The sequence below is a fragment of the Pseudomonas sp. S2_A02 genome (genome assembly GCF_054668495.1).
This window is the reverse complement of the sequence record NZ_CP162776.1, coordinates 3,772,156-3,792,043: the sequence shown is the minus strand read 5'-3', so window position 1 is coordinate 3,792,043 and position 19,888 is coordinate 3,772,156. Positions and strand designations below refer to the sequence as shown.

At 58.9% G+C, this 19,888-nt stretch carries 18 protein-coding genes and 1 pseudogene; 12 read left to right on the top strand and 7 right to left on the bottom strand.

All coding sequences use genetic code 11. The annotated features are described in order from the left end of the window. The first annotated feature begins 53 nt into the window (after positions 1 to 53). The 7 genes from AB4O41_RS17190 to AB4O41_RS17160 all read left to right on the top strand — a co-directional run bounded on the left by AB4O41_RS17190 (position 54) and on the right by AB4O41_RS17160 (position 7,323). Positions 54 to 344 (top strand): c-type cytochrome, encoded by a 291-nt coding sequence (locus tag AB4O41_RS17190; RefSeq protein ID WP_007947948.1) that lies wholly within the window; start codon positions 54 to 56, stop codon positions 342 to 344. Between the two features lie 46 nt (positions 345 to 390). Continuing rightward, positions 391 to 1,002, top strand: a complete 612-nt coding sequence (locus AB4O41_RS17185; RefSeq protein ID WP_008076257.1) for a c-type cytochrome — start codon at positions 391 to 393, stop codon at positions 1,000 to 1,002. A 198-nt stretch (positions 1,003 to 1,200) separates the two neighbouring features. Further along, on the top strand, positions 1,201 to 1,842 hold the full coding sequence (locus tag AB4O41_RS17180) for a thiol:disulfide interchange protein DsbA/DsbL (protein ID WP_123356943.1): 642 nt from the start codon (positions 1,201 to 1,203) through the stop codon (positions 1,840 to 1,842). 14 nt (positions 1,843 to 1,856) lie between these two features. Continuing rightward, a complete protein-coding gene (locus AB4O41_RS17175) occupies positions 1,857 to 2,717 on the top strand; it encodes an endonuclease/exonuclease/phosphatase family protein (RefSeq protein ID WP_460144052.1) in 861 nt (286 codons plus the stop codon). Further along, on the top strand, positions 2,718 to 4,748 hold the full coding sequence (locus tag AB4O41_RS17170; RefSeq protein WP_460144051.1) for a GGDEF domain-containing protein: 2,031 nt from the start codon (positions 2,718 to 2,720) through the stop codon (positions 4,746 to 4,748). A 105-nt stretch (positions 4,749 to 4,853) separates the two neighbouring features. Next, a complete protein-coding gene (locus tag AB4O41_RS17165) occupies positions 4,854 to 5,633 on the top strand; it encodes an N-acetylmuramoyl-L-alanine amidase (protein WP_460144050.1) in 780 nt (259 codons plus the stop codon). Between the two features lie 73 nt (positions 5,634 to 5,706). After that, positions 5,707 to 7,323, top strand: coding sequence for an EAL domain-containing protein (locus AB4O41_RS17160; RefSeq protein ID WP_460144049.1), 1,617 nt, complete (start codon positions 5,707 to 5,709; stop codon positions 7,321 to 7,323). A 12-nt stretch (positions 7,324 to 7,335) separates the two neighbouring features. On the opposite strand, the gene AB4O41_RS17155 is transcribed toward AB4O41_RS17160, so the two are convergent. Beyond that, positions 7,336 to 9,126 carry an ATP-binding protein gene (locus AB4O41_RS17155; protein WP_460144048.1) on the bottom strand — a complete coding sequence of 597 codons (1,791 nt, stop codon included), beginning with the start codon at positions 9,124 to 9,126 and terminating at the stop codon, positions 7,336 to 7,338. 10 nt (positions 9,127 to 9,136) lie between these two features. Further along, complete coding sequence (algB, locus tag AB4O41_RS17150) at positions 9,137 to 10,483, bottom strand: sigma-54-dependent response regulator transcription factor AlgB (RefSeq protein WP_460144047.1); 1,347 nt, start codon at positions 10,481 to 10,483, stop codon at positions 9,137 to 9,139. A gap of 442 nt (positions 10,484 to 10,925) precedes the next feature. On the opposite strand from algB, the gene AB4O41_RS17145 reads away from it, so the two are divergent. From AB4O41_RS17145 to AB4O41_RS17125, 5 genes and pseudogenes are all read left to right on the top strand, one after another. Beyond that, positions 10,926 to 11,210 (top strand): hypothetical protein, encoded by a 285-nt coding sequence (locus AB4O41_RS17145; protein ID WP_460144046.1) that lies wholly within the window; start codon positions 10,926 to 10,928, stop codon positions 11,208 to 11,210. 82 nt (positions 11,211 to 11,292) lie between these two features. Continuing rightward, entirely contained in the window at positions 11,293 to 11,457 is a 165-nt protein-coding gene (locus AB4O41_RS17140; protein ID WP_003177151.1) for a DUF1328 domain-containing protein, read from the top strand. 2 nt (positions 11,458 to 11,459) lie between these two features. Beyond that, positions 11,460 to 11,564 (top strand): annotated as a pseudogene (locus AB4O41_RS17135) (inhibitor of vertebrate lysozyme family protein); the annotation flags it as partial. Positions 11,565 to 12,287: 723 nt separating this feature from the next. Continuing rightward, entirely contained in the window at positions 12,288 to 13,619 is a 1,332-nt protein-coding gene (gltP, locus tag AB4O41_RS17130) for a glutamate/aspartate:proton symporter GltP (protein ID WP_367373517.1), read from the top strand. Between the two features lie 204 nt (positions 13,620 to 13,823). After that, entirely contained in the window at positions 13,824 to 15,053 is a 1,230-nt protein-coding gene (locus tag AB4O41_RS17125) for a nucleoside recognition domain-containing protein (RefSeq protein WP_460144045.1), read from the top strand. Positions 15,054 to 15,170: 117 nt separating this feature from the next. On the opposite strand, the gene AB4O41_RS17120 is transcribed toward AB4O41_RS17125, so the two are convergent. The 5 genes from AB4O41_RS17120 to AB4O41_RS17100 are packed head-to-tail and all read right to left on the bottom strand — an operon-like array spanning position 15,171 to position 19,765. Then, positions 15,171 to 15,797 (bottom strand): ABC-type transport auxiliary lipoprotein family protein, encoded by a 627-nt coding sequence (locus AB4O41_RS17120; RefSeq protein WP_454833575.1) that lies wholly within the window; start codon positions 15,795 to 15,797, stop codon positions 15,171 to 15,173. Then, positions 15,794 to 16,732, bottom strand: a complete 939-nt coding sequence (locus AB4O41_RS17115; protein WP_460144044.1) for an MlaD family protein — start codon at positions 16,730 to 16,732, stop codon at positions 15,794 to 15,796. The genes AB4O41_RS17120 and AB4O41_RS17115 overlap by 4 nt, the downstream gene beginning before the upstream one ends. Before the next feature lies 1 nt (position 16,733). Next, entirely contained in the window at positions 16,734 to 17,537 is an 804-nt protein-coding gene (locus AB4O41_RS17110; protein WP_460144043.1) for an ABC transporter ATP-binding protein, read from the bottom strand. Then, on the bottom strand, positions 17,534 to 18,682 hold the full coding sequence (locus AB4O41_RS17105) for an ABC transporter permease (protein ID WP_460144042.1): 1,149 nt from the start codon (positions 18,680 to 18,682) through the stop codon (positions 17,534 to 17,536). Before AB4O41_RS17105 ends, AB4O41_RS17110 begins: the two co-directional genes overlap by 4 nt. A 54-nt stretch (positions 18,683 to 18,736) precedes the next feature. Then, entirely contained in the window at positions 18,737 to 19,765 is a 1,029-nt protein-coding gene (locus AB4O41_RS17100) for a DUF5924 family protein (protein WP_460144041.1), read from the bottom strand. Between the last annotated feature and the right edge of the window lie 123 nt (positions 19,766 to 19,888).

The window sequence follows — 19,888 nt, the reverse complement described above, 5'->3', positions numbered from 1 at the left end:
CCTTGATTGCGCACTAGAACGCAGCACGCTCTCAACCCTGAAAAGGTCGTTTTATGACGAAATGGCTGCTAGCTGCCGGTGTCTTGATGCCGCTTTACAGCGCTCAGGCTACACAGGATCCGGAAGCTGTGTACAACCGTGTTTGTGGTGCCTGTCATTCCGGCCAACTACCCATGGCGCCCCAAAAGGGCGATCAGGAAGCTTGGACGCCGAGGTTGGCGAAAGGTATGGAGACGCTGGTGCAACACGTGACCCAGGGTTTCAAGGCGATGCCGCCGCGTGGTTTGTGCATGGACTGCAGTGCCGAGGATTACCAAGCAATCATCCAGTGGATGAGCGAGTGATCCCGGCCCATAACTCTTTAACCCTTAGCCGTAGTTGGATTAGCTGATGAACAAATTGATCGTGAGTCTGCTGTTGACCGTGGGGATCTCCGGCATTGCCCATGCTGCAGGTGATGCGACTGCTGGTCAGGCGAAAGCCGCAGTATGTGGCGCCTGTCATGGCCCGGATGGTAATAGCATGGCGCCAAACTTTCCGAAACTGGCAGGTCAGGGCGAGCGTTATCTGAACAAGCAGCTGCACGACATCAAGTCCGGCAAACGCACGGTACTGGAAATGACCGGCCTGCTGACCAACCTGAGCGATCAGGACCTGGCTGATATCTCCGCCTACTTCGCCAGCCAGAAAGGCAGCGTTGGCGCCGCCGACCCGAAAGTCGTGGCTCGCGGTGAAGCACTGTTCCGTGGTGGCGACCTGGCCAAAGGGCTGCCAGCCTGCACGGGTTGCCACTCGCCTAACGGTACCGGTAACGCCGCTGCCGGCTTCCCGCATCTGGGCGGCCAACATGCTCAGTACGTTGGCAAGCAACTGACCGATTTCAGAAAAGAAGAAGGTGGCCGCACCAACGACGGCGATACCAAACCGATGCAGAGCATCGCTAAAAAGCTGAGCGACGAAGATATCGCCGCAGTCTCCAGCTATATTCAAGGCTTGCACTAAGGCCTGCGATCGAGCGTTGCGAGTGGTGTACATCTCTTGCAACGTTAACACTCGATTAATCCGTCGATGCAAACATAAAAAGGGTAGCTTTGGCTGCCCTTTTTTGTGGCCGCTGCCGTTACACTACAAACTCAAGCCCGCCAGGATCTGTCTGAAAACAGGTCGCGCGAGGCGACCCAATTTGTCCAGGAGTAAAGCATGCGTAATCTGATCATCAGCGCCGCACTCGTCGCTGCCAGCCTGTTCGGCATGACCGCCCAAGCCGCCGAAAAACCTGAAGCGCCCTTTGTCGAGCTGAGCAATCCGGTCCCGGTGGCCGTGCCTGGCAAGATCGAAGTCGTGGAGCTGTTCTGGTACGGCTGCCCGCATTGCTATGCTTTCGAACCCGTCATTAACCCATGGGTTGAAAAACTGCCTTCCGACGTGAACTTCGTGCGCATCCCGGCCATGTTTGGCGGCCCTTGGGACGCACACGGCCAGATGTTCCTGACCCTTGAAGCCATGGGCGTCGAAAGCAAGGTTCACGCGGCAGTTTTCGAAGCGATCCAGAAAGAACACAAGAAACTGACCGACAAAGAAGACATGGCGGACTTCCTGGCGACCCAAGGTGTAGACAAGGACAAGTTCCTGGCCACCTTCGACTCCTTCGCCATCAAGGGCCAGATCAACAAAGCCAAAGAACTTGCAAAGAAATATGAAATCTCCGGCGTGCCTACCATGATCGTCAACGGCAAGTATCGCTTTGACATCGGCTCTGCCGGCGGTGCCGAACAAGCGCTGAAACTGGCCGACCAACTGGTAGCCAAAGAGCGAGCGGCAACCAAGGCCGTCGCCAACTAAGCGCGGCACCTGCCATGCGCCGCTGGGGAACTGAACGCATCGTTGGCCTGCATGATCCGCGGGTCAACGAGCATCACCTGGAATCGACGGGGTTGCCCGTGGACAGCCGTCTGCGTTTGCTCAGTTTCAATATCCAGGTCGGCATCAGTACCGAGCGCTATCGGCACTATCTGACCCGCGGCTGGCAGCATCTGTTGCCGCACACCGGGCGTGCCGACAACCTGCAAAAAATCGGTAATCTGCTGGGCGACTTCGATCTGGTCGCCTTGCAGGAAGCCGATGGCGGCAGCCTGCGATCAGGCTACGTCAATCAGGTCGAACACCTGGCGCAGCTCGGCGCCTTCCCCTACTGGTATCAACAACTCAATCGCAATCTGGGCCGTCTCGGCCAGCACAGCAATGGCGTGCTCAGCCGCCTGCGCCCGTGGGCGATTGAAGATCATCCGCTGCCGGGGCCCAAGGGTCGCGGGGCCATTCTGGTGCGCTTCGGCGAAGGTCCGGAGGCGCTCGTGGTGGTGATGATGCACCTGGCGCTGGGCGCTCGCGCCCGAAGCCTGCAACTGGCCTACATCCGCGAGTTGATCGGCGGTTATAAACACCAAGTGCTGATGGGCGACATGAACACCCATGCCAGTGACTTGCTGCAAAACTCCCCGTTGCGTGATTTAGGCCTGCTCGCGCCGCAACTGGAAGCGACCTTCCCCAGCTGGCGCCCACAGCGCTGCCTGGACCATATTCTGCTCAGCCCTACCCTGACCCTTGAAAAGGTTGAAGTGCTGGCACAACCCATTTCCGATCACCTGCCGGTCGCGGTAGAGATTCGTCTGCCGGGTTCGCTCACGGCTGATGCATTGCCCGCGTTGAGTCCTGCCTGAATGAGCGACGAAGCACAGCGCTGGAAAGAGAAATACCTCAAAAGCATCGAACAACAGGAAAAGCTGGAACGTCGATGGGACGCCCGGCTCGACCTGCTGCGTCGCGGGCTGGTGCGCAGCACCCTGGCCGCAGAAGGTACCGATCGCGCCGTGGACCAATGCATGAAGGAAATGCGCGAAGTCGTACGCACCGATGACATGGACGCCGGCCTGGCTGCCTTGCTGCCGCGCCTGGAAAAAGCCGTGCTCGACTCCGAGCAGCGCCGGGAAACCCGGGTCGATCAAGTCAGTGCCGCCCTGACATCGCTGGTCTCTCAGCTGCAAGCGTTGCCGCTGCCCCGGGAAGTGAGCCGGCCGCTGAAGCAATTCGCCAAACAACTGGACGGACGCGTAAGTCAGGCTCGCGAAATTCCGTTGCTGCTCAGCGAGCTGAGCGGCTTGCAGGGCAAAGCCTTGAACCTGCTGGAGAACCCTGCCGAACCTGATCGACCGGGTTTCTTGCAGCGGTTGTTTGGTAGGGAAACGGAAGAGACCGCGCAACAGCTCGCTGTCCCCGAATCACAAATGCCTGCCCCGCAACCTGTCGAACCGGCTGCAGCATCGGCCGAGCCCCCACAAGCGATGGCCAATCTCACGCCAGCCATCGATAAGCCGCAAGTGGTGTTGCCAACCATGGAAGCCGCCCTGCCCGCCGCTGCGCGCCCTGAGCCAGCGCAAATTCAGGCGCTAACATCAATGGCACCTGCGGCTGAAGTCGTGGCGTTTGTCCCGCCCGTCCTTGAGCCAGAAGCTACGAGCAGCCAGGCCCCGGAGGTACAACCTCCGCCGAATGTCGAGCAACCACAAGAGCCGGTTCCATCGATCGCCCTACCGGCTACTCAGGCTCCATCGGCAATCAATCCCGATGAACTGACCCCGATATCCATCGACCCAGAGCCGTCCGAGCACGATATTTTGTATGCCCTGCCGGACTCGCCGGAGCCGTCCTACAGCTCCGTCGCCAAGCACATCGAAGACACGCTGCTTGGCCTTCTCGATGACTTGGCGTTGCCCGAGCGCCATCGTCCGCAAGCCGAGGCAATGCGCGATCGCCTTCAAAATGGCTTGAACTGGTACGAGTTGATACCGATCCTCGATGATCTTGCAACGTTAATGCTGGCGATCACCGACAGTGGCCAGCACGAATTCGAAGCGTATTTGCAGCAACTCAACGAACGCCTTGAGTCGTTTCAGAGCAACCTGCAAGCCGCGAGCGACGGCCACGCCGACAACCGCTCGGCTGCGCGGGAAATGGACACGCAGATTCGCGAGCAAGTCGACGGCTTGCAAAGCAGCATGCAGGAAGCGGCGGATCTTGATGATCTCAAGCATGTGCTGGAAAACCATCTCGAAGGCCTGCTCGGCACCATGGACCAACACCAGAAGCAGCGCGACGAGCGCGAGCAGGAAGTAGCAGCCCGCCTGCAAAGCCTGGCCGAAAGGGTTGCCCACATGGAGCAGGAAGCCCTGGGCTACCGCGAACATCTCGAAGAGCAGCGCCAGAAGGCCTTGATCGATCCGTTGACCGGCCTGCCGAATCGAGCAGCCTGGAGCGAGCGCCTGGAGCATGAAATCGGTCAATGGCAACAACAGGGTAATACCCTGTTGCTGGCAATGCTCGACCTCGACCATTTCAAACGCATCAATGACAACTATGGCCATCTGGCGGGTGACAAGGTGCTGAAAATCATTGCCCGCGTGCTACGCAAGCGTCTGCGCGGGACTGATTTTATTGCCAGGTTCGGCGGTGAGGAGTTTGTACTGTTGATGCCTGCCACGGTGCCGGCGGTGGGCGCGAAACTGCTGGAAACCTTGCGCGCATCGATCGAAGCCTGCCCGTTCCACTTCAAGGGCGAGCGAGTCACCATCACCATTTCCATGGGACTGACCGCCTTCAGATCGGGCGAACATAGCGATCTGGTACTTAAAAGAGCCGATCAGGCGCTATATCGAGCGAAAAATAATGGCCGGAATCGAATAGAACTGGGCTGATAGCTAATTGTTCCATTTTGTTTAAAACAGCATTTTTTGCCATCTGCGCGCAAGGCAATACCGTTACACTGTTGCATTATTGTCTTGCGTGTACTGCCTCCCGCCATGAAATGTCTTGTTCTTATTGCGTCGCTGCTTCTATTAGCCGGTTGTGCCAGCGGCCCCCGAATTGATACCAGCCACCCTTCGGCCAATCACGACAGTCGTATTCAGTTCGTGGTGATGCATTACACCTCCGCATCCCTGGAGACTTCGCTGCAATTGCTGACCCATGGCGAGGTCAGCAGCCATTACCTGATTAGCGACGACAAGCACGCCACTATTTATAAGCTGATGGATGAAAATTTCCGGGCCTGGCACGCTGGCGAAAGCGAATGGCAAGGCCGGACCTGGCTGAACTCCAGTTCCATTGGTATCGAGATCGTTAATCAGGGCTTTGAGGACACCCCGAACGGGCGTCTCTGGTATCCCTACAGCGAAGCCCAGATTCAGTCGATGATCTTCCTGCTCAAGGACATCAGTAAGCGCCAAGGGATCAGCCCCCGTCATATCATTGGTCATAGCGACATCGCACCGATGCGCAAGCTCGACCCCGGCCCGCTGTTTCCCTGGAAGCGCCTGGCTGCCGAAGGCCTGGGTATCTGGCCGAACGAGCAGGCCGTGGCGCGGCAGCAAGCGCAGTTCGCCGTGCAACTGCCAAGCATCAGTTGGTTTCAGGGACAGCTTGCCCGCGTGGGCTATGCGACGCCGCAAACCGGCGAACTGGATGTAGAGACACGCAATGTACTGGCAGCCTTTCAACTGCATTTTCGCCCTTCCCGTTTCGACGGTACGCCAGATGCGCAAACCGCGGCGATTCTTCAGGTGTTGAATCAGACAAAATAATGACGCCCGCCCGACGGTCAGCGCTTTTTCCAAATCAGCAGCTATAACTCATTGGTAATTCTTCGGATATTCCATGATGCCTGCTGCTCGGGAGAGACTGCATAGCTGGTTCTATCGCCCTTGGTTTTTGGCGATGCTGGCTACTGCCTTGAGCGCAACGCTTCTGACGGTCGGCAGTTTGTTCGTGGCGATGAATCAAGTCGAGCACAACGAAAGCCAGGAAATGAACGCTCAGGGAGAACGTTTTCTGGTCCGCCTGGAGCAGCTGTTCGGGCAGTTACGCGAAAGCCTCGATGACCTGGAAGCCCAACCGCTGCGAGGCTGCGATGACGAAATGATCGCCACCCTGCAGCAGGTCAGTTTCAATTACCGCTTCGTTTATGAAGCCGCGTATATGGACACTTCGCGAACCTGCTCCAACCGTCCTCGCCAAGAGGGGCTGTCGCTGATCCGACCGCCGGACATCAAGGGCTCCACCTACAGCTATTGGCTGAACACCACCACCGAACCCGATGAGAACCGCGCCGCGCTGATGCTTGGGCGTGGCAACTTCCGGGTTGCGACATCGCGCGGGCATTTGACCGACATGGTCGATCTGTCTCCGGGGAGCAGCCTGTTGGTGGTGCTTGACCACGACACCCGGGCGATTCCGGTACTCGGTGTCGCGCAGCCCTGGCCCCCCGCGGAACCCTGGCCCCCGAAAAGCCCTGATGCGCTGCAAGTCACCCATACCCGCCTGATTTACCGAATGCCCACTAACACCCCCGAATACCAACTGGTACTGATCACCCCACGCACAGGAATGCATGTACCGGCCGTATGGTGGTGGCTACTGCCGGCCAGCCTGGCGCTGAGTGCCTGTGTAGGTATTCTGGTGTTTTTGCTGGTACGCCAGCGTCAGTCGCTGGATGCCGAACTGCAAGGCGCCATGCGGCGAGGCGAGCTACAGGTGTTGTATCAACCGATCTTCGACCTCGACAGCCGCAGCTGCGTCGGAGCCGAAGCTCTGCTGCGCTGGCGAAGACCGGACGGCACGCTGACCAGCCCCGACCTGTTCATTCCGATGGCGGAGAATACCGGCCAGATCCGCCAGATGACCGACTTCGTATTGCAGCGCCTGCTGGAACAGCTCGGCCAACTGTTGCGGTCCAATCCGCAGCTGTACATCTCGGTAAACCTGGCGGCCTGCGATGTCATGGTGCCACGTATCGGTCAGGTGATGGCGCGTCTGCTGAGTGTGCATCGGGTGGCGGCCAGGCAGATTGCCTTTGAGGTGACCGAACGCGGATTGGTCGATGTGGTGGTAGCCAGAGAAAACCTGCAAGCCCTGCGGGATGTCGGGCATCAGGTGCTGATCGACGACTTTGGTACCGGCTATTGCAGCCTCGCCTACCTGCAAACCCTACCGGTGGACTGCCTGAAAATCGACAAGGCATTTATCGACGCGCTGGGCCATGATGCCGCCAGCAGCGGCGTGGCACCGCACATCATTCGCATGGCTCAGGCCCTGCAACTCAAGGTGATTGCAGAAGGCATCGAACATGAAGCCCAAGCGGTGTTTCTGAGCAGCGAAGGGGTGAAGTTTGGCCAGGGTTGGTTGTTCGCCCACGCACTGAGCGCCGTGCAGTTCATCGAACTGATTACCCGTGGCCGCCGACTGACCACGCGACGTCTGGATGACGAAGCCTGAGGTGGCTACGATTCATATCGCCAGTGCCATGTAGAACTGTGTCCCCTGCCCCGGCCGCGAATAGACACCCATCCGCCCGCCATGCAGTTGCACGATTTCCTTGCACAGCGCCAGACCGAGCCCGGCACCGCCCTTTTTACGTCCCACCTGGACAAAGGGTTCGAAGATCCGTCCTTGCTGGCCGTAGGCAATGCCTTCGCCATTGTCCTCGACACTGATAATCATCCGCTCACCATGGCGCCGGGCCTGCAAACGTATCAGTCCGTCGTGAGATGTATGGCGCAAGGCATTGTCGATCAGGTTGTCGAGCACCCGTTCCAGTTGCGCCTGATCGGCTTGCAGCCGCGGTAATGGTCCCTGCACTTCCACCAGCAACTCAATGCCCTTCTCCTGCGCCGAGCCGGCAAAGCGTATCTGGGCCTGATCCAGCAAGTCTTCGATGGAGCACGGTGCCAGCGTGAGTTTTTGCAGGCCGTTTTGATAGCGAGAGAAATTCAGCAGGTCGTTGATCAACTGCATCAGGCGCTGCATTTCTTCGTTGACGGTGTCCAGCAGGTCGGCTTCGCGAGAGTCTGCGGCAAAATGCGTACGCTCGCGGAACAGGCCAAATGCCATGTGCATACCGGTAACCGGTGTGCGCAACTCATGGGAGGCGCGCAACACAAACTCGCTGCGTACCCTTTCAAAAGCCCGCTGTTCGGTGACGTCGTGCAACACCATCACGGCGCCGAGAATATGACCTTCGGTATGGCTGACCGGCGTCAGGCTATACGTCAGCAATCGCGACTCGCCATCGACCTCGATACTCAGGTCGTCCGGCGCCCGCTCCAGAGTGCCGCCGCGCAACACCAATTGCAGTTGTGCATCCAGTTCGGGACGCCCAAGCGCCGCGCCCAGCCCTTGGCCGAGACGCTCGGTGTCCCAGCCTAACTGGCGCTGGGCCACTGGGTTGAGGTGCTCGAGATGACCTTGACGATCAATAATCAGCAACCCGTCGTCGATACTGTCGAGCACCGCTTGCAAACGTTGCTGGCCGGCGAGCAGCTCGTCGATATTGGTCGCCTGGTGCTCACGCAAGGCCTCGGCCATGATTCCGAACCGCCGGGTCAACTGGTTCATTTCCATCGCGGAAGAAATCGGCAGGGTCACTTCAAAATTGCCCTGGCCGATATTGTCCGCTGCCTGCACCAGAGCCTCGATCGGAGCCCCGAACCGCCGTGCGATCGCATGGGCGGTAATGAACCCGATAAACAACACCGCCACCCCGACCAATCCAAGCAGGCCGGCAATTAACAGTGCCCGCTCCCGGGCCTTGCGTTCGATCTCTGTGATGTTTTCCAGCGCGCGCTTCTGTTCAGAGATCAAACCGTTTCGCAAGGCATTGAATTTTTCCGTTAGATCCCCGCCATCATTGACTACCTGTACCGGAACGCGGGAAAGATCAAAGGCCTGCAGTAAGCTCTGATAATCAGCCTTGGCCTTTCTGAAACCATACGGGGCTCCCTCGCTGGACGGCTCGCGAGCAATGCCTTCGTCAAGCAATTCGAGGGAATGCTGGCTGGAGGCCTCGAACTCCGCAGGGTCAGGGTTCTCGCCAAGCACGATAATCAGTTGATCACCCAGCGTCTGACGCAGCTTCAATCCCAGATCCAGCGTAATGAAGTTGTCACGGATCAGGGCTTCCTGAGTTCCCGCCATCTGCATCACGCTGACCAACCCGAGCAAAAGCCCAAGCAGCGCCACCGTAATCAGCGCGGAAATACTCAGAAACAGCCGGGTGCGCAACGTCATCGCCAGTTTCATCGATTACGACTCACAGGTTGTACTGCTTGCGTTTGCGGTACAGGGTCGAGGCATCGATACCCAGGGTCTTGGCCGCCTGATCCAGCGTGTCGGCCGTGGCGAGGACCGCGCCAATGTGAGCTTTCTCCAACTCATCCAGGCTCAACGCAGCACCAATGCGCGGCGTGTGGTTGGCCGGAGTTTCGGCCATGCCCAAGTGGCTGAGCTCGACCCGCTCCTGCGGACAAATAATGCTCGCGCGCTCCACCACATTGCGCAGCTCACGAATGTTGCCCGGCCAGCGGTAGCTGAGCAGCGCTTCGCGGGCCTCATCGCTGAAACACCGGGCCGGACGCGAGTATTCCTTGACGAAGCGCGCCAGGAAACGGTCCGCCAGGTTCAGAATGTCTTCCCTGCGCTCGCGAAGCGGCGGCAGGTGCAAGGTGATGACGTTCAGGCGATAGAGCAAGTCTTCACGAAAACGGCCATCGCGAACCATGTCTTCCAGATTGAGGTTAGTCGCTGCGAGGATTCGTACGTCGGCGCGGCGGGTCACCGGGTCGCCCACGCGCTCATACTCCTTGTCCTGAATGAAACGCAGCAATTTTGGCTGCAAGGTCAATGGAAAATCGCCGATCTCGTCGAGAAACAGCGTTCCGCCGTCGGCCTGATTGACACGACCCAAAGTACTTTCGCTGGCACCGGTGAATGCGCCCCGGCTGTGGCCGAAAAGCTCGCTGTCCATTAATTCGGCAGTCAGGGATGGGCAGTTGATGGTGACGCAGGATTTCTTCTGGCGTTTGCTCCAGCCGTGAATCGCCTGGGACAGTTCACCTTTACCGGTGCCGGATTCGCCGAGAATCAGGATGTTGGCGTCGGTACTGGCAACCTGGCGTGCGGTTTCGAGCACCACTTTCATGGCCGGACTGTGCGAATCCAGGCCCTCTTTGGGTTTGCGCACTTCACCTTCGAGGGCTTCCAGGCGCGCCGAGAGTTGCCGAACTTCCAGCTGTTTGGCAGTGGCCAGACGCAACTGGTCGGGGCTGCAAGGTTTGACCAGATAGTCGGCGGCACCCGCCTGAATCGCATCCACGGCAGTGTCCACGGCCGAGTGAGCAGTGACAATCACCACCCGCATCCACGGCGCCTGGATGCGCATTTGGGCCAGCACATCGAGCCCATTGTCTTCACCCAGGCGCAAATCGAGGAAGCACAGATCGAAAACCTGGCGCTGCAACAAGGCTTCGGCCTGAGCAGCGCTGGTCGCGGTGGCTACGCTGTAGCCTTCGTCTTCGAGGCAATAGCGAAAGGTTCGAAGGATGGCGGATTCATCATCCACCAGCAGAATGCGGCCTTGATGCTCAGTGGCTGATTCCATATTCCTGCGCTCCTTTAATTGTTGATTTTGGTTAGGCCCAGAAAAAATCGGGCAAGTTGCATGATTGATTGTGGTCGATTTCAGCCAAATCAGCGGAGCTATCTACTTATCAACAAGATAACTCATTGATTTATTTAATTTTTTATTAATAAACCGTTCTTCGGCGATTGCCTGCGTCCCTTTCTGACATCTGCGCCCTTCCCTCAATTCCAAAAATATTGAAAGTTTTCGCGAGTCCATCGTGCATTACGCACGACCTCAGAAGGGCCATCGTGCAGGATGCGTTCAAAACGATTTTCACAAATCATTCAACCTATTGATTTAAATAGAATTAACACCAACAAAAAGGTGGCATGCAGGCTGCAGGAGTCTAGATAACCAGGGCATTTAATGAACCAGCGCCCACCAAAGATCACTACCCCAATGTGGGAGGAACTTCAGGATGAATCGCCAAGGTGCCGCCCAATTGCGTCTCTCGCCATTGCACCTCCAGCAAGGCTTGTTTGCCCTGCTAGCGCTATTGATCACCTTGATTGGCGGCCAACAGTACTTGCGCTGGGAACAGAGTCAGCAGCCAGAGACGCCGCACCTGTCGATTCCACACACTCCTCAAACCCACTTCAGCGCCGTCAGCAGCAGCCTGGCTGACAGCGACTCGATGCGAATGATGGATGTCGACCAGGCCCAGCCTGTGGATGAGACGCCTCAGGAACATTGGGTGTTTTAAGCAAATGAACTTGGCGCGCTCGACGCGCCGGGAAAAGCACCACCAGCAGCACCTTTAAACAGAACGCGTAAGGAGAATCACCATGTTGAGCTGGGCAATCACATTCTTGATCATTGCCATCATCGCTGCAGTACTGGGCTTCGGTGGTATCGCGGGCACCGCCACGGGTATCGCCAAGATTCTCTTTGTCGTATTCCTGGTGATGTTCATTGCTTCCTTCTTCTTTGGCCGCCGCGGTCGAGGCTGACCATGAGCATTTCGTTAAAGACAGTGGCAGCCGCCCTGCTTCTGGGCGGCAGTGCCATGACAATCGCGGCCAATGATGGCCAGATGCGCGCCAATGAATTGCTCAATTGATGGAACAACTGAAGAAAGATCCGAATTGGTACTGAGTTTCGAAACACGAAAGAGGCCACCGCGCTTCTTTCCACTGCGCTACCCGAGGACGGTAGACGCATGACCAAGGGGTCGGGACGTTCTGACTGTTTCAGGGTCGGAGTGACCTACGGGTACAGGGAGTACCCGCGCAAGGGCCGGGTCAGGTAAAGCTGCGACGCAAGTTCGCCGGGGCCAAAGCGGCTCGACGGACTTGCGGAGAGCTTCAACGTGCAAAACGTTGATCTAGAGCATTCAGCTCATCTGTTCTTGCTGCATATTCCCCGCCAAACCGTTTCGCGGTGTTTCTTTGTGACCGTATATCGAGAAAGCTCCGACTTCCCCTGAAAGAGAATTCGCAGCCCAACGTAGGCTTTTTCCTAAATTTGCGTCTGTTTAAAAAACATCCACCTGCGCTGAAATGGCCGGCTCACGGCACTTATGCCCGCCGAAATGTCGCCTTCGAACCGCTTGGGACGCGGACTTCTGATAGAAAATCTCATGCCGATTCGGCATAGGGTAGGCGTTTACGGCATTAGACGGCGCTTCGCCGCATCGGAATAGTTGCGCCTTTTTCGCTGCCTGAGAGCTGTAAATGCTCGCTCGCGGGGACCTTATACGGGGGCCGGTGCCAGACTTGTTCGCCATTGAGCGTTTCAGTTCTTGCATCGGCCTGAGTCAAACGCAAGTAAGGGTAAAGATATGAAGAAGGCAAAGCTTAGCCTCGCCTGGCAGATCCTAATCGGTCTGGTTCTGGGGATAGCAATTGGTGCAGTGCTCAACCATTTCAGTGCCGAAAAAGCCTGGTGGATCACCAATATTCTGCAACCGGCAGGCGATATCTTTATCCGTCTGATCAAGATGATCGTGATCCCGATCGTGATTTCCTCGCTGATCGTCGGTATCGCTGGCGTAGGGGACGCGAAAAAACTCGGGCGTATTGGCCTGAAGACCATTCTTTACTTCGAGATCGTCACCACCATCGCCATTCTGGTCGGTCTGGTGCTGGCCAACGTGGTTCATCCAGGCAGCGGCATCGACATGAGCACCCTCGGTACGGTGGATATTTCCAAGTACCAGGCCACTGCCGCCGAGGTTCAGCACGAACACGCGTTCGTCCAGACCATCCTCAACCTGATCCCATCGAACATCTTTGCAGCCATGGCGCGCGGCGAGATGTTGCCGATCATCTTCTTCTCCGTGTTGTTCGGTCTCGGTCTGTCGAGCCTGCAATCGGACCTGCGCGATCCGCTGGTGAAGATGTTCCAGGGCGTGTCGGAAAGCATGTTCAAAGTCACCCACATGATCATGAATTACGCCCCTATCGGCGTGTTTGCATTGATCGCGGTGACCGTGGCCAACTTCGGCTTCGCCTCCCTGCTGCCGCTGGCCAAACTGGTCGTTCTGGTTTACTTCGCCGTCGCCTTCTTCGCCTTCGTGGTGCTGGGCCTGATCGCTCGCCTGTTCGGCTTCTCGGTGATCAAGCTGATGCGCATCTTCAAAGATGAGCTGGTCCTGGCCTACTCCACCGCCAGTTCCGAAACCGTGCTGCCGCGCGTGATCGAGAAAATGGAAGCCTACGGCGCGCCGAAAGCCATTTGCAGCTTTGTGGTGCCGACCGGCTATTCGTTCAACCTCGACGGTTCGACCCTGTACCAGAGCATCGCGGCGATCTTCATTGCCCAGCTCTACGGCATCGACCTGTCCATCAGCCAGCAATTGCTGTTGGTACTGACGCTGATGGTCACCTCCAAAGGCATCGCCGGCGTACCGGGTGTGTCCTTCGTGGTACTGCTGGCTACTTTGGGCAGCGTCGGCATTCCGCTGGAAGGCTTGGCGTTCATCGCTGGTGTCGACCGCATCATGGACATGGCCCGTACCGCACTGAACGTAATCGGCAACGCCTTGGCCGTATTGGTCATCTCGCGTTGGGAAGGCATGTACGACGACGCCAAGGGCCAGCGCTACTGGAACTCCCTGCCGCACTGGCGCAGCAAGGAAAAGCTGCCGGTTGGCGAAATTTCCAGCAACTAATGCATAACCCTGTGGGAGCGAGCCTGCTCGCGATGAGGCCATAACATTCAACATCATTGTTGGCTGTTACACCGCCATCGCGAGCAGGCTCGCTCCCACATTGGTTCCGCGCAAACAGTGCCATACAAACCCCGGAGAAATCCGGGGTTTGTCGTTTCTGACTACCCCGCTATCATTCGCCGCATCTTCCGGGGGATTTGACTGATGCTTAATGGCCTGTGGCTTGGCTTCTTCATCGTGGCAGCCGTATCGGCGCTCGCGCAGTGGCTGATCGGCGGTAACGCCGGGATCTTTGCGGCGATGGTGGAAAGCATTTTCGCCATGGCCAAATTGTCGGTCGAAGTCATGGTCCTGTTGTTCGGCACCCTCACCCTCTGGCTCGGTTTTCTGCGGATCGCCGAAAAGGCCGGGATCGTCGAATGGCTGGCCAAGGCGCTGGGCCCGCTGTTTCTGCGCCTGATGCCGGAAGTGCCGCCGGGGCACCCGGCCATCGGCCTGATCACACTCAACTTCGCCGCCAATGGCCTGGGCCTGGACAACGCCGCCACGCCGATCGGCCTCAAAGCCATGAAGGCGCTGCAAGAGCTCAACCCCAGCGACACCATCGCCAGCAACGCGCAGATCCTCTTCCTGGTACTCAACGCCTCCTCCCTGACCCTGCTGCCGGTGACGATCTTCATGTACCGCGCTCAGCAAGGCGCGCCAGATCCGACCCTGGTGTTCCTGCCGATCCTGCTCGCGACCAGTTGTTCGACCCTGGTCGGTCTGTTGTCGGTGGCATTCATGCAGCGTCTGCGCCTGTGGGACCCGGTGGTGCTCGCCTACCTGATTCCCGGTGCCCTGGCCCTCGGCGCCTTCATGGCGCTGCTGGCGACGCTCTCGGCGACCGCTCTGGCGAGCCTGTCATCGATCCTCGGCAACCTGACGCTGTTCGGGCTGATCATGCTGTTTCTGGTGATCGGCGCATTACGCAAAGTGAAGGTCTACGAAGCGTTCATCGAAGGCGCGAAAGAAGGCTTCGACGTGGCCAAGAACCTGCTGCCGTATCTGGTGGCGATGCTCTGTGCCGTGGGCGTGCTGCGAGCATCCGGGGCACTGGACTTCGGCCTGGACGGGATTCGTCATCTGGTGGAGTGGGCCGGTTGGGACACGCGCTTCGTCGATGCGCTGCCGACGGCCATGGTCAAACCCTTCTCCGGCAGTGCCGCACGGGCAATGCTGATCGAAACCATGAAGACCTCCGGGGTCGACAGTTTCCCGGCGCTGGTGGCGGCGACAGTCCAGGGCAGTACCGAAACGACCTTCTATGTGTTGGCGGTGTACTTCGGCGCGGTGGGCATTCAGCGTGCGCGGCATGCGGTGGGGTGTGCGTTGCTGGCGGAATTGGCGGGTGTACTTGGCGCGATCGGGGTTTGTTACTGGTTCTTCGGCTGACCGAGAACCCTGTGGGAGCGGGCTTGCTCGCGAAGAGGCCGGTGCATTCAACATCTCTGTTGACTGACACACCGCCTTCGCGAGCAAGCCCGCTCCCACATTGATGTGTGTAGGCCTTCAAGGCCTCAGCGGCGGCGCAACCTTCTGACCTTGCTCCACCGTCCAAGCCACCACCTGCGCCGTCAATTGATCGCTCGCCTGGCCAAAACCGGTCACCACCGCCGGCACCTTCACATCGCTCAACGGCTGACGCACTTCAAAGCGCCGGCTGGCGAGGATTCGCTGGTCATACCCACGCACCAGCAACGCATCCAGGCGCACGACCACGCTCGCCGCCGTGCCTTGGTACTCGGTCTGGAACGCTTGCAGGTTGCCGCCCAGTTCCAGGTCCGCCTGGAAATTACTGTCATCGGTGCTGAGCAACGGCACCCGACCGTCACGCTGGAAACCATCGAGCAGACGATTGCGCAACAGCACCGGTGCCGGATCGCTCCAGCGTGAGGCCTTGTAACTGCTGATCAGGTCACCCTGAGGGATTACGGCGATTTTCGGGTTGTTCAAGGCTTCGCTGGTCTGCGGCTTGGCCAGCCGCAACGACCAGCGCTGCGGCGTGCCGTGTTGGGCCGATGCATCGCGCTGCGCCGATGGCAGTCGATAGACATCGGACGGCTCGGCCTTGGGGAAAATCGAACAGGAAGTAACCAACGCAAAACCGGCGAGAAGGGCGAGATGAGCCAGCTTCATGGCGTGAACTCCTTGTTCTTGTCATTGCCAAGCAGGTAACCGCTGGGGTTGGCCTCAAGCCGCTGGGAAATAGTTCGCAGCGAGCTCAAGGTATCGCGCAGCTCACGTACCGCCGGTGCCAGGCCATTGAGGCCCTGCATGCCGTTGTTGAGGGAATCCTGATTGGCGGAGAGCAACGTGTTGATGGTCGCGCTGCTTTGTTCCAGGGACTTCATGGCTTGCCCGGCACTGCCGAACATCTGCTTGCCCTGATCGTTGAGCAGGCCGTTGGCGTTGCGCATCAACGCGGTGGTCTGTTCCAGGGTGGCGCTGGCTTGCTTGCCAACCGAAGCCAGTTGCTGCATCGCCTGACGAATGTCGCCGCGCTGGTCGGCGATGGTGCCGGTGGTTTGCTCCAGGTGCTCCAGGGTGCTGCTGATACGCGCGACGTTCTCCGAGGAAAACAACTGATTGGCGTTGTGCATCAACACGTTCACGCCCGCCATCAGATCACTACTGTCATTCATCAACCGGGCAATGGGCGAGGGCGATGCAACGATTGTCGGCAAATCGCCGTCTTTGCCCTTGAGGGTCGGACTTTGTGGCGTGCCGCCGCTGAGCTGGATGATCGAAGTCCCGGTGATCCCGGTCAGCGCCAGTTTGGCCTGGGTGTCTTCTTTGATCGGAGTGTCTCCGCCCAGGCGAATCCGCGCCAACACCCGGCGCGGATCATTCGGGTCCAGGCGCAGCATCACCACGTCGCCGACCTTGATCCCGCTGTACTGCACGGCGCTGCCCTTGGACAAGCCGCTGACCGCCTCGTTGAAGACGATTTCGTAATCCTTGAATTCGGTATCGACGCTGGACTTGGCCAGCCACAGCCCGAAGAGCAGGGCGCCTGCCACGACTATGACGGTGAACAGGCCGATCAATACGTGATGAGCTCGGGTTTCCATGTCAGACCTCGTTGAGCTGGTTAGCGGCCGTCAGCGCCGCGCGGCCGCGAGGGCCATGGAAGTATTCGTGAATCCACGCATCATCGGTTTCCGACACCTTGTCAATGGCGTCCGCCACCAGCACTTTCTTCTGCGCCAGCACTGCCACCCGGTCGGTGATGGTGTAGAGCGTGTCGAGGTCGTGGGTCACCAGAAATACGCTCAGGCCCAAGGCATCGCGCAGGGTCAGGATCAGTTGATCGAAGCTCGCAGCGCCAATCGGATCGAGGCCGGCGGTGGGTTCGTCGAGAAACAGGATGTCCGGGTCCAGCGCCAAGGCACGGGCCAGGGCCGCGCGCTTGATCATGCCGCCGGACAACGAAGCAGGGTATTTGTCGGCCGCCGATAACGGCAACCCGGCCAACGCCATTTTCACTGCCGCCAGATGCTCGGCGTCGGCACGGCCCAGGCCGGCGTGTTCAATCAGGGGGAGGGCGACGTTCTCGGTCACAGTGAGCGAAGAAAACAAGGCACCTTTCTGAAACAACACTCCGAACCGCCGCTCGACCAGCGAGCGCTCGTATTCCGACAGGCTCGGCAAGTTCTTGCCGAAGACCTTCACCAGCCCTTCGCTGGGCTGACGCAGGCCGACAATGCTGCGCAGCAGCACCGATTTGCCGCTGCCGGAACCGCCGACAACGGCAAGGATTTCGCCCTTGTACAAGTCCAGGTCGAGGTTCTCGTGCACGCTCTGGCGGCCGAAGCGATTGCACAGCCCACGGACTTCAATCACCGCCTCTGAAGGCGCTCGGGGTAAACGACTCACCAGTCCATCTCCATGAAAAACAACGCAGCCACGGCGTCGAGCACGATCACCACGAAAATCGACTGCACCACACTGGACGTAGTGTGCGCGCCGACGGACTCGGCGCTGCCGCTGACCTTGAAGCCCTCGAGGCAGCCGATAGCGGCAATCAGGAACGCAAAAATCGGCGCTTTGACGATCCCCACCAGAAAGTGCTGCACGCCGATGTCCGATTGCAGCAGTGATAGAAACATCGCCGGCGAGATATCCAGCGACAGCGCGCAGACTACGCCACCGCCGACAATCCCTGACACCATCGCCAGAAAGGTCAACATCGGCAACGCCACCAGCAACGCCAGGACGCGGGGTACTACCAGCAATTCCATCGGGTTGAGGCCGAGGGTGCGGATCGCGTCGATTTCTTCGTTGGCCTTCATCGAACCGATCTGCGCGGTGAACGCACTAGCGGTGCGGCCGGCCATCAGGATCGCTGTGAGCAACACGCCGAACTCCCGCAGAAAAGAGAACGCCACCAGGTCCACGGTGAAAATACTCGCGCCAAAACTCGCCAGCACCGTCGCCCCGAGAAACGCCACCACAGCGCCCACCAGAAAGGTCAGCAAGGCGACGATGGGCGCGGCGTCGAGACCGGTTTGTTCGATGTGAGCGACCATCGGCGTGAGGCGCCAGCGCTTGGGCCGAAACAGCCCGCGAGCGATGGTTTCCAGGATCAGGCCGACGAAACCCAACAGTTGCAACGTGTCCTGCCAGACCGCGTCGACCGCGCGGCCGATGCGGGTCAGCAGTTGAATGCCGACGCTGATTTCCGGTTCTTTGATCGGCACGCAGAAATCGGTCAGCGAGCAGTACACCGTCTGCAACAAGGCGCGATCAGCGGAGGAAAGGGTGCAATCGGGGTGTTCGGCAGATTTGCCCAGACGCTCGGCCCCCAGCAGCTCCACCAACAATGACGCACCCGCCGTATCGAGCGCGCCGAGGCCATTGAGATCGATGTGGGTGTTGCTGTCGTATTGGCCACGGAGCTTTTCGCTCAGGCGGCTGAGATCGGCGTAATGGGCGAGCGTCCAGTCACCCGTGACCCGCAACAGGGCAGGGCTGTGCGAGGTGTCCAGTCGGGCACTGCCGGGCATTGTGCTGCTTGTCATAAGCTCCGTGCTTGTTCGGCTGTTGCGCAGACCTGACTAATAACACGAACCGCACTACTTTTCTTTGACGGGTGTGCTGTCCGCGACCGTGAAGCGCAGCACACCAATCAACTGACCGTCTTCGGTGAGCACCCGAACCTGCCATTTGCCTGCGGGGTTGCCGGGGAAGTTCTGCTTGTGGGTCCAGGCGCGGTAGCCTTCCTTGCGCCCCCCGTTGATATCCAGCGGGATACGATCGACTTCTTTACCGTTGAACATCCAGACGTGATAAATCCGCTCGGCCAGACCCCGAGGGGCGTTGATCGCGGTGTACGCGTACAGCCCACCTCCACGAATCTGCTCGGCGCTGACTTCTTCCAGGCTCTTGCCGGGGGTTCTATCCTGCACTTGGGTGCTGATCGCCACATCGGTCATCCACAGGGTCGCCGGCGGAACCCAGGAGCGCAGCACCCAACCGGCGGCGCCGATGCCGACGGTGATGCTGAGGATCGCCAACGCATTGCGCACAGTGCGAATCGGGAAGATCGAGGCCAGGCTCGGGAATGACAGCAACATGGCAATGCCCAGCGCCAGCTTGAAGCTCTGGGCGGTGGTCAAGTGCAGGATGACGGGCAGGGCGGTCAACAGGGCCGCGAACAGGGTCAGGGTGTGCAGCGCCAGGAACGCCCAGCGGCGCGGTGCCAGCCATTTGTAATAAAGCGGATCGATGATCGAAATCAGCGCCGCCATGCTTAGTAATCCCGTGAAGAACAACTGGCCGCTGTTCCAGGTGGTGGTGATTAAAAAGAACGGCAGGACGAAGAACAGACTTTCCTGATGGATCATCTGCGTCGCGTAACGCAGCAAGGGCTGGGGTATTTCGCGCTTGAAGACCTTGGCGAACAGCTTGGTGAGGGTGTTTTCCAGCATCAGCCAGACCCAGCTGACCAGCATGATGGTGGTGATCCATGTCGCCAGACCTTGTTGGCGATCCACCAGCATGAAGCTGCCGACCCCGGAGATGAAACCACCAAGCGCAATGACCCCGGGATAGCGCTTCATCAATTCGAGGATGCGCTGTACGTACAGGGTCAGATTCGGCATTCGGCGATTCACAATAGTCGTAGGAAAAATCCTCGACAGGGTACCGCCCGGGGGGGCCTGTGGCGAGGGGGCTTGCCTCAATGCCAGTCAGTTAAGGTGCGCAACTTGTGGGAGCGAGCCTGC